Source organism: Nitrogeniibacter mangrovi, assembly GCF_010983895.1.
In the GTDB taxonomy this organism is placed as follows: Bacteria; Pseudomonadota; Gammaproteobacteria; order Burkholderiales; family Rhodocyclaceae; genus Nitrogeniibacter; species Nitrogeniibacter mangrovi.
On the sequence record NZ_CP048836.1, the window covers coordinates 371,835 to 396,039 of the forward strand.

The following is a 24,205-nucleotide window of genomic DNA, read 5'->3' on the forward strand; positions in this document are numbered from 1 at the left end:
GCCTCATGTGGCGAATCATCACCGCTCCGTTCCGTTTCCTGTGGGCCGCCATCGACGGCGTGCGCCGGGTGCTCGCCAACCTGCTCCTGCTCATCGTCCTGGTGGTGCTGGTCGCCGCCTGGTGGAAGGAGCGCGCGCCGGTGGTGCCGGCCGGCTCGGCGCTGGTGATCGCGCCGGAGGGGCGCCTGGTGGAGGCGGCCACGCCGCCGTCGCCGACCGACCTGCTCCAGGGCGGGCGCGGGGTTGCCGAGGTGGTGCTCGATGACATCCTCACCGCCATCCGGCGCGCCGGCACCGATTCGCGCATCAGCGCGCTGGTGATCGCGCCCGGGCGCCTGGGCCCGGCGCCGGCCAGCAAGCTGGCGGCCATCCGCGACGCGATTGCGGACTTCAAGCGCAGCGGCAAGCCGGTGTATGCCCATGCCGGCCGTTTCAACCAGGCCCAGTATTACCTGGCCAGCGCGGCCGACCAGATCGTCATGGCGCCCGACGGCTATGTGCTGGTGCAGGGCTTGGCCGCCTACGACGCCTTCTACAAGCGCGCGCTCGACACCCTGGGCGTGAAGGTTCACGTGTTCCGTGCCGGCAAGTACAAGTCCTTCGTGGAACCATACTCGCGCGAGGGCATGTCCACCGAGAACCGCGAGATGACCCAGGGGCTGATCGACTCGATCTGGGCCGATCTGAAGTCCGACATGGCGGCGGCCCGCAAGATCAACGAGTCGGCCATCGACACCTATGTGAACGATTACCGGCGCCAGCTCGAAGCCGCCGGCGGCGATCCGGCGGTCATGGCGCAGCGCGCCGGGCTGGTCGACCAGCTGCTCGACGACAACGCCTGGGAGAGCCTGCTGGCCGACAAGGTGGGTCGCAACGGCGCCGGCAAACTGCGTCTGGTGGACATGGACGCCTACCTGGCGGGCACCCACGACTGGATTCCGCAGCAGGGCGCCGGCATCGCGGTGGCGACCCTGGAAGGGGCCATCGTCGACGGCGACGGGCCGCCGGGCACCGTGGGCGGCGATTCGGTCGCCCGCCTGCTGCGCTCGATGCGCGACGACCACCGCATCCGTGCCGTGGTGCTGCGCATCGACAGCCCGGGTGGGAGCGCCTTCGCGGCCGAGCAGATCCGGGTGGCGGTGCAGGCGCTGCGCGATGCCGGCAAGCCGGTGGTGGTGTCCATGAGCTCGGTGGCCGCTTCCGGCGGCTACTGGATCGCCACCGGCGCCGACGAGATCTGGGCGCAGCCGATGACCCTGACCGGCTCGATCGGCGTGTTCGGCCTGTTCCCCGACCTGTCCGAACCGCTCGAGCGGATCGGCGTCGACATCGACGGGGTGCGCACCTCTCCGCTGGCCGGGGCCATGGACCCGCGACGGCCGCTCTCGGACGACGCGCGCGAAGCCTTGCAGCTGAGCGTGGAGCACACCTACACGCGCTTCGTCCAGCGCGTGGCGGCGGCGCGGCACATGTCCATCGCCGATGTGGACGCGCTGGCCCAGGGGCGCGTATGGACCGGCGCCGAAGCCAAGGCGCGCGGCCTGGTCGACCAACTCGGCGGCCTCGACCAGGCGGTGGCCGCGGCGGCACGGCTGGCCGGCGTGACCGACTACCATCGCATCGACGCGACCGAATCCCTGCCCCTGCAGCTGCAGCTGCTCAAGATCGTCCTGCCCGAGGCGCGCGCCATCCGTCCGACAGCAGCGGACGCCTGGCTCTCGGCGCTGGACGCCCAGGTGCGGCAGTGGGCAAGCTGGAACGATCCGGCCCATCTCTACGCCCACTGTCTGTGCCAGCCGATGTAGGCGCAGCATCTTGTTGCAGATTGGCGGATGCCGTCGGCACCGCGGGCGGGTAGTGTTCGGTGCCAATCGCGATCCGGAGGAGACCATGAAGAGACGTCTGATGCTGGCCCTGGCCCCGCTGTGGGTGGCCGCCTGCAGTACCGCGCCCGTGCCCGAGGCGACAGTGGTGAGCGCGCCGGAGGCGCCGAGCGGCGGCCCGCAGCAGATGGAATTCAAGCTCGCCAGCGGACGCTACGACTGCGATGCGGGCCAGACCGTCGTGGTCCAGCGCCATGCCGACGACGGCAATCGCATCGAGGTGCGCTGGAAGGGCCGTTCGGCCGCGCTCGAGCGCAACCCGTCGGCCTCGGGCCTGCCGCGCTACGAGAGCGGAGCCAGCCCGCTGGTGTGGATCGATCTGCCGTGGAAGAGCTTCCTGCTCGACCAGCAGTCGGGCAAGCCGCTCGCGAGCGATTGCGTCGCTAGCTGAGGAACTGCTGCAGCAGGTCGTTGAGAAAGCGCTGCCCGGCTGCGGTCGGGCGTAGCTGCTGCCGATCCGCCTCGACCAGGCCGCGATCGCGCAGCGCGATCAGGGCCGCCTCGATGTGGGCCAGCGGCAGCCCGGTCCGGGCCTCGAACAGGTCGGCCGGCACGCCGTCGATCAGGCGCATGGCGTTCATCATGAATTCGAAGGGCAGATCGTCGATGCCCACCGCGTGCTGATCCTGGATGAAATCGCCGCCATGGTGGGCCGCCAGGTAGGCCCCGGGATGCTTGTGGCGCATCTGACGCACGATCCCCGCGTGGCTCGACAGCTTGCTGTGGGCGCCGGCGCCGATACCCAGGTAGTCCCCGAAAGTCCAGTAATTGAGGTTGTGCCGGCACTGCATGTGCTTGCGTGCGAACGCGGAGGTCTCGTAGTGCCGGTAGCCGGCCTCGGCCAGGGTCGCCTCCACCTGTTCCTGCATGTCGGCCGCGGTGTCCGGGTCGGGCAGCGGGGGCGGGCTGTGATGGAACGGGGTGTTCGGTTCCAGCGTCAGGTGGTAGCAGGACAGATGCTGCGGCCCGAAGCCGACGGCGGTGGCCAGGTCCGCCGCCAGATGGGCTGTCGACTGCTCCGGCAGGGCATACATCAGGTCGAAGTTCACGCGCTCGAAATGGGTCAGCGCCAGCTCGGCCGCGCGCCGCGCCTCGGCGCCCGAGTGGATGCGCCCGAGGGCGTGCAGGTAGCGGTCGTCGAAGCTCTGGATGCCCAGCGACAGGCGGTTGACCCCCGAGGCCCGGTAGGCGGCGAAGCGGCCGGCCTCCACGGTGCCGGGGTTGGCCTCGAGGGTGATCTCGGCCATCGGATCGAGGGGCACGCGCATGCGCACCGCGGCCAGTAGCCGGTCCAGACCGGCCTCGGAGAGCAGGCTCGGGGTGCCGCCGCCGATGAAGACGCTGAGGACGCGACGCCCCCAGATCGCCGGCAGGGCGGCCTCGAGGTCGGCGATCAGCGCATCGATGTAGGCGCCCTCGGGAATGCCGTCGTGCTGGGCGGTGTGCGAGTTGAAGTCGCAGTAGGGGCACTTCTTCACGCACCACGGGAAGTGGATGTACAGCGCCAGTGGCGGAGGCGACTTGAGCGGCGACGGCGCATCGCCCTGCGGCGATTGCGGGCGCAGGGGGATGACGCGCCGTTCGTTCATGGCTGGCCCTGTTCCGCCTGGAGGCGCTCGATCAGGTGACGGCAGGCGGCGCCCCGGTGGCTGAGCGCGTTCTTGAGCTTGGGATCGAGTTCGGCGGCGGATTGCTGCAGATCCTCCAGCCAGAACAGCGGGTCGTAGCCGAAGCCCTGATCGCCGCGCGGTTCCTTGAGGATGCTGCCGTGCCATTCGCCTTCGGCGACGATCGGCTGCGGGTCGTCCGCATGGCGCACCAGCGCCAGCACGCACACGAAGCGCGCATCGCGGTCGGCTTCGCCGGCCAGATCGGCGAGCAGCCGGTCGATGTTGCGCGGGTCCGATTTGGGTTCGCCCGCGTAACGCGCCGAGCGCACGCCGGGCGCGCCGCCGAGCACGTCCACGCACAGGCCGGAATCGTCCGCCAGCGCCGGCAGGCCGGTGCACCGGGCGGCATGGCGTGCCTTGGCGATGGCGTTCTCGATGAAGCTGGCGAAGGGCTCGTCGGCCTCGGGGACGTCGAAATCGGCCTGGGGGCGCACGCTGATGCCCAGCGGCGCGAGCAGGGCGGCGAATTCCTTGAGCTTGCCGGCGTTGTTGCTCGCGAGGACGAGTTCGCCAATCATGCGATGTCGCGCTCGAGGGCGGCCCGCTGCAGGCCGTTGAGCTCTTCGATGCCGGCGGTGGCCAGGTCGAGCAGGGCGTCGAGTTCGGCCCGGGTGAAGGCGGCGCCTTCGGCCGTGCCCTGCACCTCGACGAAATGGCCGGTGGCGGTCATCACCACGTTCATGTCGGTGTCGCAGGCCGAGTCTTCGGCGTAGTCCAGGTCGAGCACCGGCTGACCGTCGTGGATACCGACCGACACCGCGGCGACCAGTTCGCGCATGGGGTTGGCGGGCAGCACGCCACGCGCCACCAGGCCGTTGAGGGCGTCCATGACGGCCACGCAGGCGCCGGTGATCGAGGCGGTGCGGGTGCCGCCGTCGGCCTGGAGGACGTCGCAGTCGATGATGACCTGGCGCTCGCCCAGGGCGTTGAGGTCCACCACCGCGCGCAGGCTGCGGCCGATGAGGCGCTGAATCTCCTGGGTGCGGCCGCTCTGCTTGCCACGTGCGGCCTCGCGGGCGCTGCGGGTGTGGGTGGAGCGCGGCAGCATGCCGTATTCGGCGGTCAGCCAGCCGCGCCCCTGGCCACGCAGGAAGCCGGGTACCGAGTCTTCGACGCTGGCGGTGCACAGCACCTGGGTGTCGCCGAACTCGATCAGCACCGAACCTTCGGCGTGGCGCGTGAATCCGCGGGTGATGCGCACGGGGCGCAGGGCGTTGGGGCTTCTGTGGCTGGGTCGCATTGGGGGTCCGATGTTGCTTTTGGGGGCGGGCTCAGCTGCTGCTGAACTTCTTGATGGCCACGTTGATCTCGCGGATGGCCTGTTCGATTTCCTCGTCGGAAAGATCGGGGCTGCCGCTGCCGACGCTGCGGTCGAAGCTCTCCATCTGGGTGGTGAAACTGCTCACCGCCATGGTCTGAGTCGACACCACCTCCGGCAGTTCCTCGGCGAAGTCGTCGTGCCAGACGAGGCTGATCAGGGAGAGGTTGTCCGCATGGGCGCCGGCGGCCACTTCGGCCGCGTCGAGCACCCGCGGGGTCTCCTTCATGAGGTTCTTCGGTGCCGTGTAGCGCTTGACGAGCTCTTCGGTACCCAGCGGGCCCCAGACGCCGTCGGTACACAGCAGCAGCACGTCGCCCGAGTATAGCGGCGTGGGACGCGAGAACTCGATCTGCGGCGCATGATTGCCGCCCAGGCAGCTGTAGATGCGGTTGCGGCCGGGGTGCTGAGCGGCGCCCTCGGCGTCGAGCAGGCCCTGGTCCATCATCAGCTGCACCCGTGAGTGATCCTTGGTCTGCGCCTCGACCTCGCCGTTGCGGATCAGGTACAGGCGCGAATCACCGGCATGGGCCCAGTGCGCCAGGCCGTTCTGGATCAGGCACACCACGGTGGTGGTCCGCGGCGCCTCGGGCAAATGCTTGTCGAAGGCGTAGTCGAGGATGGCGTGATGGGCATTGGTCATCACGTGGGAGAGGAACAGCACCGGATCCTGCACCACCGGCTGGGCTTCGCGCTGGAAGGTCTGGGTGATGTACTGGGCCGCGATCTGGGCGGCGACCTCGCCATGCAGGTGACCGCCCATGCCGTCGGCGATCACCATCAGGAGCGCGTCGCGCGAATAGCAATAGGCGATGCGGTCCTGGTTGGAGGGGCGCTTGCCGGGCCGGCTTTCCTGGTAGATGGTGAATTTCATGAGCGACCGATGAATGATTTGAGTCGGGAGCCGACATCGGCGAACCATGAGGCCGGCATGGCCTCGTCGGGGCCGCGCTGCACCAGCGCCTTCTGTAAAGCGTAGACGCTCTGCGGTCGGTCCAGCGGGTCGAGTTTAAGGCACCAGTCGATGGTTTCGAGCAGTTGTTCGCTGTACCGGTCCGCAAAGACCTTGGTGGCCGGTTTGAAGGTGTCGTTCTTGCGCCGTTCGTCCGAGCGCGGTGGCGCGCTGCCGCCGATGCAGGCGTAGAGGCTGGCGCCCACGCTGTAGATGTCGCTCCATGGCCCCAGCGCATCGCGCCCGGCGAACTGTTCGGGCGAAGCGAAACCGGGCGTGTACATGGGCTTGAGCATGGGCTGGCCGGTCATCAGGGTCTGGCGCGCGGCGCCGAAATCGAGCAGCACCGGCGTGCCGTCGGTGCGCAGGTAGATGTTCGAGGGCTTGACGTCCAGGTGCAGCAGCTTGTGCGCATGCACTTCGCGCAGGCCGTTGAGCATGCGGGTGAACACCCCGCGCAGGAAGCGTTCGCGCAGGTCGTCGCGATGTTTGTGCACATACTCGTGCAGGGTGCGGCCGCGCTCGAACTGCATCACCATGTAGACGGTGCCGTTGGCGCGGAAGAAGTTGAGCACGCGCACCACGTTCGGGTGCATGAGCTTGGCCAGGGCGCGACCTTCCTCGAAGAAGCACTTCATGCCGTAGCGGAAGGCCGCCTGGTGCTCTTCGGAGATCTTCGGCTCGATCTCGCCCTCGCCGCGCAGGGCGAGGGAATTGGGCAGGTATTCCTTGATGGCGACCGGGGTGCCTTCCTCGTCGTAGGCCAGATAGACGATGGAAAATCCCCCAAGGGACAACTGGCGCTCGATGCGATACTGATCCAGCTGAAAACCGGAAGGCAGCGCCTGGTTGACTTGAGGGGCATTGGTGTGGTCGTTAAGATGCGTTTTTTCGTGATTGTCTTGCCCGACACGCACCGTGTAAAGGCAAGGGCGATCCGCATGGGAGAGCCTGAATGATACTGAGTATGACCGGTTTTGCGGTCGCACACCGTGAATTGGGTCGGGTCAGCCTCCATATGGAGCTGCGCAGCGTCAATTCACGCTTCCTCGACCTCGTGTTCCGTCTCGGCGACGATGTGCGCCAGGCCGAGCCCGCGTTGCGCGAGCTGCTCTCGGCGCGCCTGAGCCGCGGCAAGGTGGAATGCCGGCTGGCGCTGCAGAAGAACGACACCGCCGAGGCGGGCGACCTGAGTCTCAATGCCGGCCTGCTCGGGCAGCTCGACGCCGCGCAGACGGCATTGCTCGAGCGCTTTCCCACGGCAGCCCCGCTGAGCGTGGCCGAGCTGCTGCGCTGGCCCGGCGTGCTGTCCGACGACAGCCTCGGTTTCGACGAGCTGATGCCGGTGATCACCGAGATGGCCGAGGCGGCGCTGGGCGAGTTCATCGCCAGCCGCCGGCGCGAGGGCGACAAGCTCGCCGGGGTGATCGGTGAGCGTGTCACCGCCATGCGTGCGCTGGTGCAGACCGTGGCGCCGCGCATGCCGGAACTGGTCCAGGCCTACCAGGCCAAGCTGCGCGAGCGCCTGCGCGAGGCGGTCGAATCCCTCGACGAGGACCGGGTTCGCCACGAGGTGGCCCTGTTCGCCCAGCGGGTCGACGTGGACGAGGAGCTCGATCGGCTGCGCACCCATCTGGACGAGGTCGAACGCATCCTCGCTAAGGGCGGCATCGCCGGCAAGCGCCTCGATTTCCTCATGCAGGAACTCAACCGGGAGGCCAACACGCTGGCCTCGAAGAGCGCCGGCACCGACGTGACCGCCGTGGCCATGGAGCTGAAGGTGCTCATCGAGCAGATGCGCGAGCAGGTTCAGAACATCGAGTGACGCGTCCCCGGCGATGACATGAAAGAACCGCCCCGAGGGGCGGTTCTTGCTTTCGGCGCAGGGATGGCGGCCGTGCGGGTCCGAGCGGGCGGACGGTTCGGCGTGCCCGTGCTCAGCCGTGAACGGTGCGCAATTTGCCCAGCAGTTTCTCGGCCCGTTTCGGGGGGCCGTACACCATTTCCAGCAGCAGGGCGATGGGGATCGGCAGCGGGCGGCCGCTTTCGTAACGGCTGCCGGCAGACTGGGTGACGCCGATGGGGGCCCAGAATTCAGACTGACTCAGCTTCCTCTTTCTGCGCCACTCGAGGACTTGTTCGGACGTCGGCGATTGAGCTTTGTGTCGCTGCGGCATGGCTAATCCAAAAGTAGTAGTTTTAATAATGTACCGGCACTTTAGCCTTTTAGAGTGTGGCAATCAATTCCTTTCATGTCGGGAAGGGGGCGTGGAAATGAATGGTAACAATTGAATAAACACCGGGACTTAGGTGAATTTTTTTGGTGTCGAACTATGTCCTATGGCGTAATTCCCATGTCCTGCAAGGGATTTGCGCTTAGGTGATCGACATAATGAAAATGTCGTAAGGGTGGGGTCTCGGCGCGACACCGCCGATGGTGGTGTGGTCCATGCTTCCGGGACGCTCGCCTCGAACGGGCGCACGGCGGGAGCGGGGCGCCGCCCGGTCGCCGGATGGGGCCGCAGCCCAGGGGCAGGCGCGGCCGCTGGCGGCTCAGGTGCCCCAGGTGACGGGCTTGCCTTCGTCGCGGGCGTACTCGAGCATCTCGAGCAGCGGCCAGGCCCGCTGGGCGAGGCGGACAGGGGCGGCCATGCCCTGGTCGTCCGCGGGGTCGGCGTCGTCAGCCTCGTATTCGTGCTGCTGGGCCTTGTCGGCGTCGATGGCCGTGCGCAGGGTGTCGATGGCCGCAGGCAGCTGCTCGACGGTGAAGATGCCGGTGGCGGCTCCAGGGTCCTTGCCCAGCAGGTGCAGCAGACGCTTGGCGGCGTCGCCGAACATGATCACGTCGGCGGCGGCGGCGGATTTGAAGGTGATGAGCATGTGGTTCTCCGTGGATGCGATGGGGCGCGGACGGGTCTCAGAGTTCGAGTGATGCCGACGCGCCGGGTTCAATGCCCCTTCAGGGCATAGATGCCGGGGGCGTTGCGCCAGTAGCCCTTGTAGTCCATGCCGTAGCCGAACAGGAAGCGGTCGGCCACGTCGAGGCCGGTGAAATCGGCGCGCATGCCCGGGATCGCCTTGCGCTCGTGCGTCTTGTGGACGAGCACCGCGGAGCGGACCTGCCGTGCCCCCAGTTCCTCAAGGCGCGAGAGGATGGCAGCGAGGGTGTGGCCTTCGTCGAGGATGTCGTCGATCACCAGGACGGTGCGGTCCCGGGGCGGCTCCGTGGGCGGCACCCGCCATTCGAGCGTGTGACCGCACAGGGCGTCGCCGTAGCGGGTGGCGTGCAGGTAGGCGACCTCCAGCGGAAAGTGCAGCCGGGGCAGGAGCTTGCCGGCGAGGATGAGGCCGCCGTTCATGACCACGTAGATGAGCGGGTTGGTGTCGGCGAGGCGCTCGCTGATCTCGCCGGCCATGCGCTCGATGGCGGCCTCCACCATGGCCTGGTCGGCCAGGCAGTCGGCGTCGCTGAGGGTGCGGAGGATGGCGTCCAGATCCTCTTTCATGGGTGTCAGTGTCCTTCGAATTGAATCAGGGTGTGGATGGGCAGGCCGCTGTCCCGCAGCTGCGCGGAGCCGCCCAGGTCGGGCAGGTCGGCGATGGCGACGGCTTCGACGAGCTGGCCCCCGAGGCGTTCGATGAGCCGTCGGGCGGCGCTCAGGGTGCCGCCGGTCGCGATCAGGTCGTCCACCAGCAGCAGGCGCTGGCCGGGGGTGATGGCGTCGGTATGGACTTCAAGCACGCCCTGGCCGTACTCGAGCGCGTAGGCCTCGCCGATCGTCGGCGCCGGCAGCTTGCCCTGCTTGCGGATTGGAATGAAGCCGGCGCCCAGCGCATGGGCGAGGACCGCGCCGAGAATGAAGCCGCGCGCATCGATGCCGGCGACCCGGTCGATGTCGCTGCCAGCATGGCGCTGGACCAGCGCGTCCACAACGCGCCGGAAAGCGCCTGCGTCCAGGTACAGCGGGGTCAGGTCGCGAAACTGCACGCCCGGTTTCGGCCAGTCCGGGATGGTGCGGATGTGTTCGCGCAGCAGTGCCGGGAGGGAGGGCATTCAGATCTCCAGGGTGAATGATGCGGTGCCGGCGCTTTGTTCGGATGCCGGCCGGTACCGAATCGCCGAGGTCCGATTCTAGCCCGGTTCGTGCACCGGCCCGGGCCCGTTTTGCCGGCACCGATCGGCATCGGTGGCGGCGAGGCCGGAAGCGGCTGGGAACGTTCGTGCGCCTTTCGCGGTCCATTGGAAGGTCGGCGGGCCGCAATGGCGCGGTGGAGAAGGTTTTCGGGTTTGGCGCAGAGACTGCCATAATGGCGGGCCGACACGAGAGACCGCCGGGATGGCGGCCGCAAAAGAAGCGCCCCGCGCACGAGGAGAACCTGACATGACACTCCGTTTCGTCGACGCCTGTCGTCTGCCGAACCGCTTCGGCGAATTCACGCTGCACGGCTTCGAGGACGAAGCGACCGGCATCGAGCATCTGGCGCTGACCCATGGCGACGTGACCGGCGAAGCACCGGTGCTGGCGCGCATCCATTCGGAATGCCTGACCGGCGACGGTCTTTTCAGCGAGCGCTGCGACTGCGGCTACCAGCTCGAGGCAGCGATGCGTCGCATCGTCGACGAAGGTCGCGGCGTGATCCTCTACCTGCGTCAGGAGGGCCGCGGCATCGGCCTGCTCAACAAGATCCGCGCCTACAAACTGCAGGACCAGGGGGCCGATACGGTGGAGGCCAACGAGCTGCTGGGTTTCCCGGCCGACATGCGTGATTTCTCCATCTGCAAGCCGATGCTCGACCATCTGGGGGTGCGCGCCGTGCGCCTGATGACGAACAACCCGCGCAAGCTCGACAGCCTGGCCGACCTGGGTCTGCATATCGTCGAGCGGGTGCCGCTGCAGGTGGGGCGCAATCCGCACAACACGGCCTACCTCGACACCAAGGCCGCCAAGCTGGGGCACCTCATGAAGCCGGCCAAGGCCTACCGGCCGGCGCCACCGGATGCCCAGGGGGCGGACGAAGTCGCGGTGAGCTGCCAGGTACAGTAAGGGGCGCGCCGTCGGTTGCCGACGCAGGAAAGGAAAGGGCCGCATCCGCGGCCCTTCGTTCATTCCGGCAGCGCGATCTGTCCGTCGGCGCTGAACTGGTAGTCGCGGAACACGTGCTCGGCATCGAGCAACTGGTAGGTGCCATCCTCGTTGCGACGGGTCGTGTCCTTGAGCCGGTAGGTGTAGTGGCCGCAGGTCCAGCAGTCGAAGTTGCGCATGTGGGTGCACAGGCAGGTCTTGTCGAACACCTTGATCTTGCGCGCGTCCGGATGCGCGGCCACTTCCCGGTTGTAGGCCTCGATGTACTGGCAGTAGCCCTTGGAGTCGAGCAGGTAGCCGTAGGCCTCGCAGTTGGGGCGGATGCCGCTGCCGATGGCGGGGCTGCTCTTGAGCATGCGCATCGGGTATCCGGTGGGGGAGATCTGGTTGACCTCGATGTCGTCCTCGGAGGCCTTGAAGTACTCCTGCTGGACGTCTTCGGGCAGGCCGCATTCGCGGCTGACGGTGAAGCGCGTCGCCACCTGCACGGCCGCGGCGCCCATCTCCAGGTAATTGACCGCATCGGTGCCGGTGAATACGCCGCCGGCCGGAATCAGCGGAATGTCCAGCTGCTGTTCGGCGAGCCAGTCGCGGATCTCGGCGACGATGACCGGCAGCGAGTACTGCGCCCAGTCCATGCCGAAGCCCAGATGCCCGCCCGCCAGCGGCCCCTCGACCACCACGTAGTCGGGCAGGCGGCCGGTGCGCGCGCTCTTCTTGAGGAACAGCTGCAGGGCGCGCAGCGAGGAGACGATGATGCCGAGCTTGGCGTCGCGGAAGCGCGGATGATCCTCGATCAGCGCGAAGGAGCCCAGGTGCAGGCCGGCGGCCAGGGTGATGCCGTCGATGCCGGCATCGAGCGCGGCCGTCAGACGCACGCGCAGCGTCTCCTTGGGCGCGTTCATGGTGAGCTTCTCCATGCAGTTGATGAAGATCAGCCCGTCGCCCTGCTTGGCCTCCATGGTCGCGCCCACGTGCCGGGCGGTGGCCTCGGCGAGCAGGCCCATGTTGAACTGCACCACCGACTTGTCGGAGTTGGCCACGTTGAACTTGTACTGCTGAAGCTTGTCCTTGACGTACTTCGTCTTGAAACGGCGGTCGGACACCGTCGGCACCATGGCATCGGAGATGTGCCCGATACCACCGAGGCGCGCCGCCACGAGGGACAGTTCTGCGGTGGAGATATCCACCCCCATGCCGCCGATCATGATCGGCACCAGTTCTTTCTGCCCCAGTCTCAGGCGAAAGTCGTCAACACGTTTCATTCTGTCAGAGCCCCCCTCCGGCGTGGGCGCGCATTTTCGCCCACGCGACGGTGCGCGGGTTTGGTCTAGGTCAATTTTGGCCGATAAGGCCGGACGCCGCGCGCCAGGATGCGATTCTACCCTGCCTCGGCCCGCGGCGGCCGATTGGCTGCACGAACGCAGGCCGCTCAGGCGTCGTCGTAGTCCACCGTCAAGGGCGCATGATCGGAAAAGCGCGCTTCCTTATAGACCGATGCGCGGCGTGCGCGTGCGGCGATGCCTGGCGTCGCGATCTGGTAATCGAGGCGCCAGCCCACGTTCTTGGCCCAGGCCTGGCCCCGGTTCGACCACCACGTGTAGCATGCATCAGTGGCCTCCGGATGCAGCTGGCGGTAGACGTCCTTCCAGCCGACCTCGTCGAACAGGCGGGTGAGCCAGGCGCGCTCCTCGGGGAGGAAGCCGGAATTCTTCTGGTTGGATTTCCAGTTCCTGAGATCGGCCTCCTTGTGGGCGATGTTCCAGTCGCCGCAGACGATGACCTCGCGTCCCGAGGCGATGAGCTCGCGCATATGGGGCAGGAAGATGTCCATGAAGCGGTACTTGGCCGCCTGCCGCTCCTCCGAACTGGAGCCCGAGGGCAGGTACAGCGAGATCACCGACAGGTTGCCGAAGTCGGCTTCCAGGTAGCGCCCCTCGGCGTCGAACTCGGCGTTGCCGAGGCCCTCGATCACCCGCTCGGGCGCCTTGCGCGCATACAGCCCGACGCCGCTGTAGCCCTTCTTTTCGGCTGGGTGAAAAAATCCCTTGTACCCCGGCGGCGAACGCATATCCTCTGACAGGTCGTTCACCTGGGCCTTGAGTTCCTGCAGGCAGACGATGTCGGCGTCCTGCCCCGCCATCCATTCGAAAAAGCCCTTGCGCGAGGCGGAGCGGATGCCGTTGAGGTTGATGGTGATGACGCGTAACATGGCCTGTCCAAAGGGTTTCTGATCGGAAGAGAACGTGGAGTTTAGCCGGGATTTCATTGCATTGGCCTGCGACAAGGGCGTGCTTCGCTTCGGTGAGTTCATGACCAAGGCGGGGCGCAAGTCGCCCTATTTCTTCAACGCGGGACTATTCAATGACGGGGCCTCCTTCGGGGCCCTGTGCAGCTTTTACGCGCGCGCCATCGTGGCGGCCGAACTCGACGCCACCATGCTCTTCGGCCCGGCCTACAAGGGCATTCCGCTGGTGGCCGGCACGGCCATGCGCCTGGCCGAAATGGGCGTGAACCTGCCCTACTGTTTCAACCGCAAGGAAGCCAAGGATCACGGCGAGGGCGGCACCACGGTCGGTGCGCCGCTGGCCGGCCGGGTCCTGATCCTCGACGATGTCATCTCGGCCGGCACCTCGGTGCGCGAATCGGTCGAGATCATCCGCGCCCATGGCGCCGTGCCCGCCGGCGTGGTGATCGCCCTCGATCGCATGGAGCGCGGCACCGGCGCGCTGTCGGCGGTGCAGGAAGTGCGGGCCCAGTACGACATCCCGGTGGTGGCTGTGGCCACGCTGGACGATCTCATCGGCTATCTCGGCGGTAACGATGAACTGGCCGCCAACCTGCCTGCGGTGCAGGCGTACCGCGCCGCCTACGGCGTCAACTCGGACTGACCGGATGAAGCATCTGCGCTACGTTGCGATCGCCGCCCTGCTCCTGTTCGTCGACACGGCTGCGGTGGCCGCTGCGCCCAAGGGGCCGACAATCTTCTGCTGCGAGAACTCCAGCGGCCAGCGTGTGTGCGGCGACACCCTGCCGCGTGTCTGCTATGGCCGTGCCTATCGCCGGGTGGCCTCCGACGGCACCGTGATCGAACGTGTCGCCGCGCCCATGACCGCCGAAGAACGCGCCGAAGCGGCCCGCGTGCAGCGCCTCAAGGAACTGGAGGAGGCGCGCCGGCGCAGCCAGCGCCTCCAGGATCGCGCCCTGCTCGACACCTACCGTGATCTGGGCGACATCGACACCCGCGAGCGTCGCGCCCTCGACGACATCCAGCGCGATCTGGACAAGGCCCGGCAACGCATGGCGGAGTTGAAGGCCGAAGCCGACCGGCTGGCCGAAGAAGCCAAACTGCACCCGCCCGGCGCCATGCCGGTGGATCTGCAACAGGCGATCAACGACAACACGTCAGAGCAGAATGCCCAGGCCACCGTGATCGAGGCCAAGCAGAAGAACATGGAAGCGGTGCGGGCACGCTACGCGCGCGACCGGGAGCGCTACAAGGTGCTGACGGAGTCGATGCCGGAGCGCAGGTAGGCCCGGCAACCGGCTGACAGCGCGACGAGCGCCGTCGCCATGGCGCCGGGAGGTGGCGGGATGGAAGGGGCCGCATCGTGTCCGGGGTGGTGGCGGGCGGATGCACCGGACGTGTTCGACTCAGGAGGCAAGGATGGCGCAGGTGATCCGCTCCCGCGTGTTGTTCGGGCTGCTGCTGGGTTACACCCTTTTCGTGGTGTTCGGGAGTCTGGTTCCGCTGCACTTCCAGCCCATGCCCATCGACGTCGCATTGCAGCGTTTCGGGCACATCCCGTTTCTCGATCTGGGTATTGGTTCCCGCGCCGACTGGGTCGCCAACCTGCTTCTGTTCATTCCCCTGGCCTATCTGGCCTGTGCGCTCGTGGCGAAGGGCGCACGCCCGTCCCTGGGGCATGTGGTGGCCGTGACGGTGCTGGCGGGCCTGGGCTCGGTGCTGCTCGAATTCGTCCAGCTGTTTTTCCCCCCCCGGACCGTCTCCCAGAACGATGTGCTGGCGGAAACCCTCGGCGCGTTGACCGGCGCGGTGGCGTATCGGCTCAGCGGCCAGTATGTCCTGGGCTGGGCCGCCGGTTTCTTCCAGGCCGAATCGGGCGTCGGGCGCCTGCGGCGTATTCTCGTCGGCTATCTGGTGGTGCTGCTGGGCTTCAACCTCATGCCGCTCGACCTGACCTTCGATGTCGGCCTCCTGTTCGAGAAGTGGAGCCGCGGTCTTCTCGTCCTGGTGCCGTTCTCCGGTTTCGGCGGCGGTGTCGTCGAGTGGAGCTACGCGGTGGTCTCCGACGTCGTCATCTGGATACCGTTTGCGTGGCTGCTGCGTCTGGCCGGGTACTCCAGCCGACGCACGGTGTTTCTGACGGTCGCGGCCGCCGGCCTCATCGAGTTCGCGCAACTGTTCGTCTATTCGCGGGTCAGCGACGTCACCGACATACTCCTGGCGGGCGTGGGGGCTTGGCTCGCCGGCCCGGTGATGGCCGTGTTCGAGCGCGCCGCCCGCCGGGGGCGCCTCGCGGCCTGGGCCGGGCCTGGCGTCGTGGCCTGGGGTCTCGCGTTGCTGGCGGTCTTCTGGTGGCCGTTCGATTTCGATTTTGTTCATCTGGGGGCCGCGCGGGTGAGCGCGATGGCGGGGCGCACCCTCTTCGAGACCTATTACTTCACGTCCGAATATCACGCGCTCAACGAGCTGTTGCGCAAGGTCGCCTTCTTTCTTCCCCTGGGGGTGCTGTGGGCGCTCAGGGGCGGACGCCGGGGCACCGGCACCGTCCTGTTCGTGTCGACGGCGATGCTGGTCGAGGGGGGGCAGCTGTTCCTGCCGGAGAAGGTGGCCGATGTGACCGACATGCTGATCGAGGCGAGTGGCGCGTTGCTCGGTCTGTGGTTAGCGCGTCGCGTCATCAAGGCGGCCCAGGCCTTGCCCACCGGGGGCGACGAGGCGGCGCAGGCCGTGCCGCCACGAGCGCGTCATGATGCCCCGGCCCCCAGGGCTTCGATGATGTTGGCCACCTGGGGCAGTCTGCTGGTCGTGGTGCTGGCCCTCGCGCTGTTGCCGGGGGTGCCGGGGGTGCCGTACAACGTGCGCGAGCTGTTCGGCGATGGTGTTGCGCGCCTGTTCGTGGCCCTGGCGCTGGGCGCCTACATCTGGTCGCTCGGCGTCGGTGCTCTGATGCTCGTCGAGCGGCTGGCGGGCAACCGCTGGGCGTCGGTGGTACTCCCCCTGGCGTTGCTCGCGCATGGCCTGATCGGGTTCCTCCTCCTCGATGCGGTGGTGCCGCTCGAAAGCCTCGACGACGTGCTCGGCTCACCGGTGCTCGGTTGGGTCGCGCCGCTGGAGCATGCGCTGCGCTTCCTGGCGCTGGATGCCATGCTGGGTTTCGCGGCGGTGACTGCGGCCAGCCTGCTGGTCAGCCTCGGCCGTGGGGGGAGTGCGGCGCTCGGTGTCTTCATCAGTCTCGTGTTTCACGCTGTGTGGCTGTGTCCGCTGCTGTACTGGGGCATCGTGCGCGAGGCGGCAACCGACAATCTGACCGAGTTGCTGCGCGACAACGCCGCCTTTTCCAGCTGGTTGGCGCTGCTCGGTGCGTTGTTCGGGACCTGGCTGGGCGGCGGAGCGCTGGCGGGGATACTCGCCGGCAGGCTGCGGGCGGCTCGGGGCGGCGCTTTGCTCGTGGTTGGTCTGGCCATGGCGGGCGGGCTGGGCCAGCTTGCCCTGGAGCCCTTGATCGTCAAGTACGGCCAGGTGTTTTCCGCGTGGCAGTTTCTCCTCAGTCCCGACCGGGCGCATTACGTCGGCGGCGAGGCCCTGGTCCTGCGGGCGGTGGTGCTGCTGGCGGCGCTCGTGCTGGGGCTCGCGATCTTGCTGTTTCCGTCCCTGCGCGCCCGCACGGGCGCTCGCGCGTCGATATCACCGACGCGGGGCGCCGTTGCCGGCATCGGTATGCCCATGGACGCGCATGTCCCTGACTGACGCCGACACCATCGACGCCGTGGCCGGGCTCATCCGCGGCGCGCGGCGCGTCCTGTTCATCACCGGCGCCGGGATCTCCGCCGATTCGGGTCTGCCCACCTACCGCGGTATCGGCGGCCTGTACGACGAGCAACTGACCGGGCACGGCATTCCCATCGAGCAGGCCCTGTCCGGGCAGATGATGGCGCGCCGGCCCGAGGTCACCTGGCAGTACCTGGCGCAGATCGAGGCCACCTGCCGCGGTGCCGAGGCCAACGACGCCCACCGGGCCATCGCGCGGATCGTGGCCGAGCGTCCGGGCTCGATGGTGCTGACCCAGAACGTGGACGGCTTTCATGCGGCGGTCGGCACCGCCGGGCTGGTGGAAATCCACGGCAACCTGCACCAGCTGTTGTGTACCGAATGCGGCCGTGGCCGGCGGGTGGCGGACTTCGTCGGCCTGCAGATCCCGCCGGCCTGCCCCACCTGCGGCGGGCTCATGCGGCCCGACGTGGTGCTGTTCGGCGAGGCACTGCCGTCCCAGGCGGTCATGAAGCTCGAGCATCTGCTCGCCGACGGCGTCGATCTGGTCGTCAGCATCGGCACCTCGAGCGCCTTTCCCTACATCGCCGGGCCGGTGGTGTGGGCGGCCGAGGACGGCGTCCCCACCGTCGAGATCAATCCGGGCCAGACCCCGGTGAGCGGCTTCGTGACCCATCGGCTGGCGATGGGGGCGGCGGAGGCGATGCGGGCGATCGAGGCCCGACTGGGCTGAGCGGTTCGGCGACGATGCGCAGGCTGCCGTCGGGGCGGTCGGGCGCGGTGACGAGGGAGAACCGGTCCGGCCGGCCGGTGTGAGCCAGACGGGCGCCCACCTCTCGCTGAAGCACCCGGGCGTGTGCGGCGTCCTGCGGCGCGACGATCCAGCGCCAGTGGGCGGGTGCATGAGCCGACAGCCGCGCCACCAGCGCGTCGACCGGGGTCGGTAGGGGCAGATCCATGGGGCGCTCGGCGGATCGTTCGGCATCGGCGCGTGCCGGTTCCGCTGCAGCCGACGGTGCCGCCGTCACGTCGCCGCCGGTGGCGGATTTGGCCATGAGAGCGGGCGGTGCGGGCCGGGCTTGGCCGAGTCGGTCGTCCATCGTGTCCGCGAGGGGCGCCCCTGGCGGCATCACTGGCATGGCCTTGCGTTCCTGGCGTTTGGTCGGGGCGCGTTCGCGCGAGGGTTCGGGCGCCCGCGTCGGCGCCTGTCCGGCGGCGCGATTCGCCGTCGATTGTTCGGCCACGCGGGGTGCGACCATTGGCGCCGCCGGCGCCCTCTCCTCCAGCGCGACCGGCGCCGACACCCCGGGCGCGGCCGGGTCGAACCCTACCTTGAGGGCGACGCTGGCCGCGATGCCGGCCATGGCGGCCACGCCCAGCCCGTTCAGCCAGCGCCGCCAGGGGCGACGCGGCGGCGCGGCGGGTGTCGGGGCGCGATGGCTGGCCTGTTGCTTCAGCCAGCGGCGGGTGGTTTCGTCTAGCCCGGCCTCCAGCGCGGTGCCCGGCGCCGTGCCGTGGGCGATTTGCTCGAGCAGTGCCTCGCGGCGCGGGCGCTGGGCGGCGTCGAGGCGCGCCGCTTCGGCGAGCACGGCCGCTTCGAGGGACGCGGGCGGTTCGAAATCGAGCGCGGGGGTCTCGCCGCCCAGCGCGTTCATCACGCGTTCGAACATCGCGGCGGGCGGCTCGAACGGCGGTTGCCGGCGGATCAGCTCGGCCAGGGCGCCGCGGCCGGCGAGGAAGCGGTCGCAACCGGTACTCATCCGGGGGGCTCCAGCTGATCGCGCAGGTGGCGGAAGGCGTAGCGCAGGCGGCTCTTCACGGTCTCGAAGCCGACGCCGACGGTGGTGGCGATGTCTTCCAGGCTCATGTCGGCGAAAAAGCGCAGGGCGACGGCTTCGCGCTGGGGGCCGGGCAGGGTCATGAGGGCGGCGCGGACGCGGCCGCTGTCCTGCTGCAGGCGCAACGCGGCTTCGGGGGACAGATCCTCGTCACCGGTCTCGGGCAGCGTTTCGTCCTGCGTGGTGTGGCGCTGCCAGGCCGAGCCGCGGGCATCGAGGAAGAGGTGGCGGGCGATCTGGAACAGGAAGGTGCGAAAGGCCGCGCTGGGCGTGTAGTCGCCGCAGCGCGAGAGCACTCGGATCCAGGTGCTCTGGGCGATGTCCTCGGCCTCCTTCAGATCGCCGCGGGTGAGCCAGGCGACGAAGTTGAACAGGGCGCGGTTGTGGCGGGCGAACAGCTCGGCCGCCGGTTCGCGCACGAAACCGCGCGCGACGAGCAGCATCAGCTCCTCGTCGGGCAGGGCAGTGATCGGCGTGTCTTCGGGCGGCCGGGGGGCGGTCATTGCAGGGCGACGGGCTCCTTGCCGGGGGTGAGGGCGCTGGCCAGATCCATCAGGCGCAGGGCCTCGCCGCGGTAGCCGAAGCGGTCGGGGCCGAGGGCGCTGGCGGCCAGGGCGCGGGCTTGGGAAAGAGACCATTGTCCGGTGTATTTGCCGCCGCGCAAGCGCTGGCCGAAGCCGGCGATGGCGGTGGCGAAGCGGAAGTCGGCGCTGGCGGCGGCGATGTCGCGGGCCTCGCTGCGCGCGACCGGCCGTTCCATGAGCCGGCTTGTGGCTTCGCCGGGCTGCTTGTAGCGCAGCCGCACCAGGGCAAGTTCGTCGCGGCGCGCATCGCTCGGGCGCGGATCGGTGCCGTAGCGCAGCGGTTCGATCAGCCCCGGCGCCTCGACCGGCGTGAGTTCGTAGAGGGCGGTGACGGTGTGGCCGGCGCCGATGTCGCCCGCGTCCACCTTGTCGTTGTTGAAGTCCTCGCGTGCGAGCCGGCGGTTCTCGTAGCCGATGAGCCGGTACTCGCGCACCGTGGCCGGGTTGAACTCGACCTGGATCTTCACGTCGCGGGCGATGGTGGCCAGGGTGGAGCTCATCTCGTTGACCAGCACCTTGTGTCCTTCCATGAGGGTGTCGATGTAGGAATAGGCGCCGTCGCCGGCGTCCGCCATCTGCTCCATGAGCTGTTCGTTGAAATTGCCGGTGCCGAAGCCCAGGGTCGAGAGCGACACGCCGCTGGCCCGCTCGCGCTCGACCCTCTGCTTGAGCTGGCGGAAGTCGGTGAGCCCGACGTTGAAGTCGCCGTCGGTGGCCAGCAGGATGCGGTTGATGCCGTCCTTCACGAAGCCGGCGCGCGCGGTGCGATAGGCCAGTTCGATGCCGCTGGCGCCGGCGGTGCTGCCGCCGGACTGAAGGGCGTCGATGGCGGCGAGGATCGTCGCCTTCTCGTTGCCCGGCGTGGCGGGCAGCACCACGCCGGCGCGACCGGCATAGGTCACCAGGGCGATGCGGTCCTCGGCGCGCAGCTGCCGCACCAGCAGCTTGAGCGCCGACTTGAGCAGGGGCAGCTTGTCGCGGCTGTTCATGGAGCCGGACACGTCCACCAGGAACACCAGGTTGGCCGGCGGCAGGGTGGCCTTGGCCACGTCCCTGCCCTTGATCGCGACGCGCATCAGCACGTTATGGGCGTTCCAGGGCGAACGGGCCAGTTCGGTGTGCACCGCGAACGGGCGCGCGTCGGTCGGCCCGACGTAGTCGTAGGGGAAGTAGTTGATGAACTCCTCCACCCGCACGGCGTCCATGGGCGGCAGGCGACCTTCGTTGAGGAAGCGGCGCACGTTGGCCCAGCTGCCGGTATCCACGTCGATGCTGAAGGTGGACACCGGCGCCTCGGCCACCACCTTGGCCGGATTGTCGTCCAGCGCCTGGTAACGCTCCCGGTCTTCGGGCAGGGCGTAGGGCATGGGCGCCGGATGCACCATGCGCTTGGCTTCGAGCGACATCATGCCGGCGGCCCGGGGCGCGCGGTTGCGCATCGGCTCGGCGAGCACTTCGGCCTTGCCGCTCGGGGCCGGCGCGGCCGCCTGGTCGGCGACGGCGGCCGCCTGTTCCGGTATCGCCGCCGGTCGCGGCGCGACGGGCTTGCTGGCGACGGGCGGATTGGATGGCTGGTTCTGGGTGGAGCAGGCGCCGAGCAGGAGGGCGGCGGCGATCAGAGGAAGGCGTTGCATGGCGTTCGTCCTTGTGCAGTGGATCTGTTGCTGGAACGAACGGAGCGGCATCTTGGGGTTGCCGCGATTGGAAACAAAATGTAAACGCGATGAAGCCGTGCTTGCTTGAACCATCGGCTGGCGGATTGTGATGACGAATGGCTACAATCCAGACGTCTCTATCCAATCAGGGTTTCAATATGGGAATGCAGACGGGAAACGGTGCGAATCCGCTGCGCTTGCTGATTCTGCTGGCGCTTCTGGCGCTGGCCGTGCTGGCTTTGTTCAATCGGAATCTGCTCTGGCAGAACATTCGGCCGTGGCAACGCGGCCAGGCGACGCTGTCGGCCGATCTTCGCGCATTGACCGGGCGCATGAGCGAATCCGATGTCGTCCGCTTTGCCGGCGAGGTACCGTTGCGCTGTGACCCGATGCCCCCGGGGAACGAGCGGCTTGGCGACCGCGTCTGCCATGCCTACATTCGTCGTTTCGACGAACATCGTGCCTACTACGTCGCGTTCTTTTTTCGCGACGGTCGGCTCGCGAGCATGAAAGTCGACGTGCCCTGGTGGTTGCACGGGCTCATGGAGACCCGCTTGATTGCACAGTATGGGCCGCCCCAGGGGCGCCAGTTGCTCCCCACCAACGGGGAGCGCCTCGAAGGTTGGCAGTTGCCCGGAGGCGCCGTCTTCTACAATCGCGACCCCGACCTGAACCCGCTCCAGTGGAACACCGTGTACTGGATGAGTGCCGAGCAGTCCGCCCAGATCGGCGGGGCCTTCGTGCGTGGCGTCGGCAGCCATGAGAACACGCCCATGCAATGGATGCGCTGGCTGCTCGGGCGCTGGGTGCACGGTTGATGCAGGCACCCGACCCGAGGTGAGGCTCACCCCCCGCTGAGCGCCTGCACCAGCAGCACCTCCTCGACGCCCTCGAGCCGGTGGTCCAGGTCGAAGACCTGTTGTCCACCGATGAAGCAGCGCATGTGGCGGCGGATGTGGCCCTGCTCGTCCACCATGCGAAAGCGGATGCCGGGGAACTGGCGGTCGAGGTCGTCGAACACCGCCCCCAGCGTCGCGCCGTGGGCCTCGACGCGGGTGGCGTGGGTGTAGTCGTGCAGCGGGGTGGGGATCAGCACTCTCATGTCGGGACGCCGGTGCTCACCGCGTAGATCTCGGGCAGGTGCCGGGCGATGCAGTGCCAGGATTCGCCCTCGTCGTGGCTGCCCCACAGCTCGCCGCTGGTGGTGCCGAAGTACAGGCCGAGCGGATCGTGCGCATCGCTGCACATGGCCTGGCGCTTGACCGTCCACCAGGCCTGGCGCGCGGGCAGGCCGGCGTCCTGGCGTACCCAGGTCTCGCCGCCGTCGCGGGTGTGGAAGGCGGCCGGGCGGCCGTCCGGGCTGGTGCGCGGCCACACGGTGCCGCCGTCCATGGGGAACACCCACACGCGATCGGCATCGCGCGGATGGACCACCAGCGGAAAGCCGATGTCGCCCACCTCGGCCGGCATGTTGCGGCCGATGCGTTGCCAGCGCGTGGCGGGCCGGTCGAGGCGATAGATGCCGCAGTGGTTCTGCTGGTAGAGCCGGTCGGGGTCGCTCGGGCACATCCGCACGCAATGCGGGTCGTGGAAGCTGGGGTCGGTCGCGTCGAAACCCTCGACCACCTCGAGGCCCTCGAGCCGCGGGGTGAAGGTCGCGCCGCCGTCGACCGACTCATGCACGCCGCCGCCGGACATGGCGAAGTACAGGTGCTTCGGGTCGCGCGGATCGACGAGGATCGAGTGCAGCTTGGGGCCGTCCGGCGTGCCGTCCTGGAAGCTGCCCATCCAGCGGCGGTAGTCGGCATCGTCGTTGATGCAGGAGAAGGGCGTCCAGGTGTCGCCACCGTCGTCGGAGCGGAACAGGCCTTGCGGAGCGGTGCCGGCGTACCAGGTGTCCGCCTCGTCGGCATGGCCGGGCGTGAGCCAGAAGGTGTGGTCCACGCTGCGTCCGCTGCCGTCGGCGGCCGCGGCGAAGGCGGGCGGGCGGGCCGCTTCCTGCCAGTGCGCCCCCAGGTCGGCGGAGCGGAAGATCGTCGGCCCGAGGTGGCCGGTCTTGGCGGCGGCGAGCAGGGTGCGGCCGTCGCGTGGGTCGAGGACCAGGTGGTTGATGATGTGGCCGAGGAAGTGGGGGCCGTCGGCCTCCCAGCGTTGGCGCGCAGGATCGCCATGGAAGATCCAGGCGCCCTTGCGGGTGGCGACGAACAGGGTGGGGGCGGTGTCTTGGGGGCTCATGGTCGGCTCCTGTCAGGGGGGTCTCATCCCTGGTCGACGACGATGCGCCGAATTCGACAGCGCCGCGCATGTCAGAATGCAACATGGTGTGTGCGAGCTTCCGCTTCTATGAGGAATTGAACGACTTCCTCGCGCCGGCGCTGCGTTTTCGCAGCGTGGCACGCCGCTGCGCCGAGGGCGCGACCACCAAGCACATGATCGAGGCGCTGGGCGTTCCGCACACCGAGGTGGAACTCATCCTGGTCAACGGCGAGTCGGTGGGTTTCGATCGCCCGCTGTGCGAGGGTGACCGGGTGTCGGTGTATCCGGTGTTCGAGTCGCTCGACATCACGCCGCTGCTGCGGGTGCGCGCGCAGCCCTTGCGCGAGACCCGCTTCGTCGCCGATGCCCATCTGGGCGGGTTGGCGCGCCTGTTGCGGCTGCTCGGCTTCGACACCCGCTTCGACAACCATTTCGCCGATGCCGAGATCGTGCGCCTGTCGGTGGCGGAGCGGCGCATCGTGCTCACCCGCGACCGCGAACTGCTCAAGCGCCGCGAGGTGACCCATGGCTGCTACCTCCACGCCCTGGTCCCGCAGGCGCAATGCCGCGAGCTGGTCGCCCGTCTCGATCTGGCCGGCAGCGCGCGGCCGTTCTCCCTGTGCCTGGAATGCAATGCCCCGCTGAGGCCGCTAGCGCGCGCGGCGGCCCTCGGGCGCGTGCCCGACGGGGTGGCGGCGCGCCACCGGCGGTTCGTCACCTGCGACGCCTGCGGCCGCGTGTTCTGGGAAGGCTCGCACTGGCAACGGATGCGGCAGGTCGTGGGCGAGCTGCTCGGGCGGTGAATCGGCGCCCGTGGCCGGTGCGCCGGCATCCGGTGCAAGCCATTGATTGGTGGATGATTTGCCGGCATTGGCGCGACCATTCGGGGCGCGCCGGCAGCGGGTCCATGCGCTATACTGCGCCGCGAACGGGAACAGGCCCTGTGATG

General features: G+C 68.4%; 26 protein-coding genes. 10 read left to right on the forward strand and 16 right to left on the reverse strand.

Features of this window, described 5'->3' with window-relative positions:
- Positions 1-5 precede the first annotated feature (5 nt).
- Positions 6-1,805, forward strand: coding sequence for a signal peptide peptidase SppA (gene sppA, locus G3580_RS01620; protein ID WP_173763605.1), 1,800 nt, complete (start codon positions 6-8; stop codon positions 1,803-1,805).
- An 85-nt stretch (positions 1,806-1,890) separates the two neighbouring features.
- Positions 1,891-2,274 carry an MliC family protein gene (locus G3580_RS01625; protein WP_173763606.1) on the forward strand — a complete coding sequence of 128 codons (384 nt, stop codon included), beginning with the start codon at positions 1,891-1,893 and terminating at the stop codon, positions 2,272-2,274.
- On the opposite strand, the gene hemW is transcribed toward G3580_RS01625, so the two are convergent.
- The 5 genes from hemW to G3580_RS01650 are packed head-to-tail and all read right to left on the reverse strand — an operon-like array spanning position 2,267 to position 6,740.
- A complete protein-coding gene (hemW, locus tag G3580_RS01630; RefSeq protein ID WP_173763607.1) occupies positions 2,267-3,472 on the reverse strand; it encodes a radical SAM family heme chaperone HemW in 1,206 nt (401 codons plus the stop codon). The two genes, G3580_RS01625 and hemW, sit on opposite strands and share 8 nt — an antisense overlap.
- Positions 3,469-4,071 (reverse strand): RdgB/HAM1 family non-canonical purine NTP pyrophosphatase, encoded by a 603-nt coding sequence (gene rdgB / locus G3580_RS01635; protein ID WP_173763608.1) that lies wholly within the window; start codon positions 4,069-4,071, stop codon positions 3,469-3,471. The genes hemW and rdgB overlap by 4 nt, the downstream gene beginning before the upstream one ends.
- Positions 4,068-4,793 carry a ribonuclease PH gene (gene rph / locus G3580_RS01640; protein WP_173763609.1) on the reverse strand — a complete coding sequence of 242 codons (726 nt, stop codon included), beginning with the start codon at positions 4,791-4,793 and terminating at the stop codon, positions 4,068-4,070. Before rph ends, rdgB begins: the two co-directional genes overlap by 4 nt.
- A gap of 31 nt (positions 4,794-4,824) precedes the next feature.
- Positions 4,825-5,745 (reverse strand): PP2C family protein-serine/threonine phosphatase, encoded by a 921-nt coding sequence (locus G3580_RS01645; protein WP_173763610.1) that lies wholly within the window; start codon positions 5,743-5,745, stop codon positions 4,825-4,827.
- The gene (locus G3580_RS01650; RefSeq protein WP_173763611.1) at positions 5,742-6,740 is read right to left on the reverse strand and encodes a serine/threonine protein kinase; all 999 of its coding nucleotides are present in this window, start codon (positions 6,738-6,740) and stop codon (positions 5,742-5,744) included. Before G3580_RS01650 ends, G3580_RS01645 begins: the two co-directional genes overlap by 4 nt.
- Positions 6,741-6,778: 38 nt before the next feature.
- On the opposite strand from G3580_RS01650, the gene G3580_RS01655 reads away from it, so the two are divergent.
- A complete protein-coding gene (locus G3580_RS01655) occupies positions 6,779-7,648 on the forward strand; it encodes a YicC/YloC family endoribonuclease (RefSeq protein WP_173763612.1) in 870 nt (289 codons plus the stop codon).
- A gap of 112 nt (positions 7,649-7,760) precedes the next feature.
- On the opposite strand, the gene G3580_RS01660 is transcribed toward G3580_RS01655, so the two are convergent.
- The 4 genes from G3580_RS01660 to G3580_RS01675 all read right to left on the reverse strand — a co-directional run bounded on the left by G3580_RS01660 (position 7,761) and on the right by G3580_RS01675 (position 9,877).
- Complete coding sequence (locus G3580_RS01660; RefSeq protein WP_173763613.1) at positions 7,761-8,000, reverse strand: helix-turn-helix domain-containing protein; 240 nt, start codon at positions 7,998-8,000, stop codon at positions 7,761-7,763.
- Positions 8,001-8,376: 376 nt separating this feature from the next.
- Positions 8,377-8,703: a DUF1840 domain-containing protein gene (locus G3580_RS01665; protein WP_173763614.1), complete on the reverse strand. Its 327-nt coding sequence runs from the start codon at positions 8,701-8,703 to the stop codon at positions 8,377-8,379.
- Between the two features lie 68 nt (positions 8,704-8,771).
- Positions 8,772-9,329: a hypoxanthine-guanine phosphoribosyltransferase gene (locus G3580_RS01670; RefSeq protein ID WP_173763615.1), complete on the reverse strand. Its 558-nt coding sequence runs from the start codon at positions 9,327-9,329 to the stop codon at positions 8,772-8,774.
- A gap of 5 nt (positions 9,330-9,334) precedes the next feature.
- The gene (locus tag G3580_RS01675; protein WP_173763616.1) at positions 9,335-9,877 is read right to left on the reverse strand and encodes an adenine phosphoribosyltransferase; all 543 of its coding nucleotides are present in this window, start codon (positions 9,875-9,877) and stop codon (positions 9,335-9,337) included.
- 328 nt (positions 9,878-10,205) lie between these two features.
- Between G3580_RS01675 and ribA the strand changes: the two genes are divergently transcribed.
- Positions 10,206-10,868: a GTP cyclohydrolase II gene (ribA, locus tag G3580_RS01680; RefSeq protein WP_173763617.1), complete on the forward strand. Its 663-nt coding sequence runs from the start codon at positions 10,206-10,208 to the stop codon at positions 10,866-10,868.
- A gap of 59 nt (positions 10,869-10,927) precedes the next feature.
- On the opposite strand, the gene G3580_RS01685 is transcribed toward ribA, so the two are convergent.
- Positions 10,928-12,172 carry a nitronate monooxygenase gene (locus G3580_RS01685; protein ID WP_173763618.1) on the reverse strand — a complete coding sequence of 415 codons (1,245 nt, stop codon included), beginning with the start codon at positions 12,170-12,172 and terminating at the stop codon, positions 10,928-10,930.
- 167 nt (positions 12,173-12,339) lie between these two features.
- Positions 12,340-13,119, reverse strand: coding sequence for an exodeoxyribonuclease III (locus G3580_RS01690; RefSeq protein WP_173763619.1), 780 nt, complete (start codon positions 13,117-13,119; stop codon positions 12,340-12,342).
- Positions 13,120-13,153: 34 nt separating this feature from the next.
- Here G3580_RS01690 and pyrE point away from each other — a divergent pair, with 34 nt between their 5' ends.
- The 4 genes from pyrE (at position 13,154) to G3580_RS01710 (ending at position 17,656) form a co-directional block, all read left to right on the forward strand.
- Positions 13,154-13,798, forward strand: a complete 645-nt coding sequence (gene pyrE, locus G3580_RS01695; protein ID WP_173763620.1) for an orotate phosphoribosyltransferase — start codon at positions 13,154-13,156, stop codon at positions 13,796-13,798.
- Positions 13,799-13,802: 4 nt separating this feature from the next.
- Positions 13,803-14,441 (forward strand): hypothetical protein, encoded by a 639-nt coding sequence (locus G3580_RS01700; protein WP_173763621.1) that lies wholly within the window; start codon positions 13,803-13,805, stop codon positions 14,439-14,441.
- A gap of 142 nt (positions 14,442-14,583) precedes the next feature.
- A complete protein-coding gene (locus G3580_RS01705) occupies positions 14,584-16,902 on the forward strand; it encodes a VanZ family protein (RefSeq protein ID WP_217424578.1) in 2,319 nt (772 codons plus the stop codon).
- A complete protein-coding gene (locus tag G3580_RS01710; protein WP_173768521.1) occupies positions 16,895-17,656 on the forward strand; it encodes an SIR2 family NAD-dependent protein deacylase in 762 nt (253 codons plus the stop codon). The genes G3580_RS01705 and G3580_RS01710 overlap by 8 nt, the downstream gene beginning before the upstream one ends.
- On the opposite strand, the gene G3580_RS01715 is transcribed toward G3580_RS01710, so the two are convergent.
- From G3580_RS01715 to G3580_RS01725, 3 genes are read right to left on the reverse strand one after another with little or no spacing between them, the layout of a single operon-like run.
- Positions 17,559-18,683, reverse strand: coding sequence for a hypothetical protein (locus tag G3580_RS01715; protein ID WP_173763623.1), 1,125 nt, complete (start codon positions 18,681-18,683; stop codon positions 17,559-17,561). The two genes, G3580_RS01710 and G3580_RS01715, sit on opposite strands and share 98 nt — an antisense overlap.
- Positions 18,680-19,264: a sigma-70 family RNA polymerase sigma factor gene (locus G3580_RS01720; protein ID WP_173763624.1), complete on the reverse strand. Its 585-nt coding sequence runs from the start codon at positions 19,262-19,264 to the stop codon at positions 18,680-18,682. Before G3580_RS01720 ends, G3580_RS01715 begins: the two co-directional genes overlap by 4 nt.
- The gene (locus G3580_RS01725; protein ID WP_173763625.1) at positions 19,261-20,979 is read right to left on the reverse strand and encodes a vWA domain-containing protein; all 1,719 of its coding nucleotides are present in this window, start codon (positions 20,977-20,979) and stop codon (positions 19,261-19,263) included. The genes G3580_RS01720 and G3580_RS01725 overlap by 4 nt, the downstream gene beginning before the upstream one ends.
- Positions 20,980-21,116: 137 nt before the next feature.
- On the opposite strand from G3580_RS01725, the gene G3580_RS01730 reads away from it, so the two are divergent.
- Positions 21,117-21,818, forward strand: a complete 702-nt coding sequence (locus G3580_RS01730; RefSeq protein WP_173763626.1) for a hypothetical protein — start codon at positions 21,117-21,119, stop codon at positions 21,816-21,818.
- Positions 21,819-21,844: 26 nt separating this feature from the next.
- Here G3580_RS01730 and G3580_RS01735 read toward each other — a convergent pair whose 3' ends face one another.
- Both G3580_RS01735 and G3580_RS01740 read right to left on the reverse strand, forming a co-directional pair.
- Positions 21,845-22,102 carry a ubiquitin family protein gene (locus G3580_RS01735; RefSeq protein WP_173763627.1) on the reverse strand — a complete coding sequence of 86 codons (258 nt, stop codon included), beginning with the start codon at positions 22,100-22,102 and terminating at the stop codon, positions 21,845-21,847.
- Entirely contained in the window at positions 22,099-23,235 is a 1,137-nt protein-coding gene (locus tag G3580_RS01740; protein WP_173763628.1) for a beta propeller repeat protein, read from the reverse strand. The genes G3580_RS01735 and G3580_RS01740 overlap by 4 nt, the downstream gene beginning before the upstream one ends.
- Before the next feature lie 68 nt (positions 23,236-23,303).
- Here G3580_RS01740 and G3580_RS01745 point away from each other — a divergent pair, with 68 nt between their 5' ends.
- Entirely contained in the window at positions 23,304-24,059 is a 756-nt protein-coding gene (locus G3580_RS01745) for a Mut7-C RNAse domain-containing protein (RefSeq protein ID WP_228720736.1), read from the forward strand.
- The last annotated feature ends 146 nt before the right edge of the window (positions 24,060-24,205 follow it).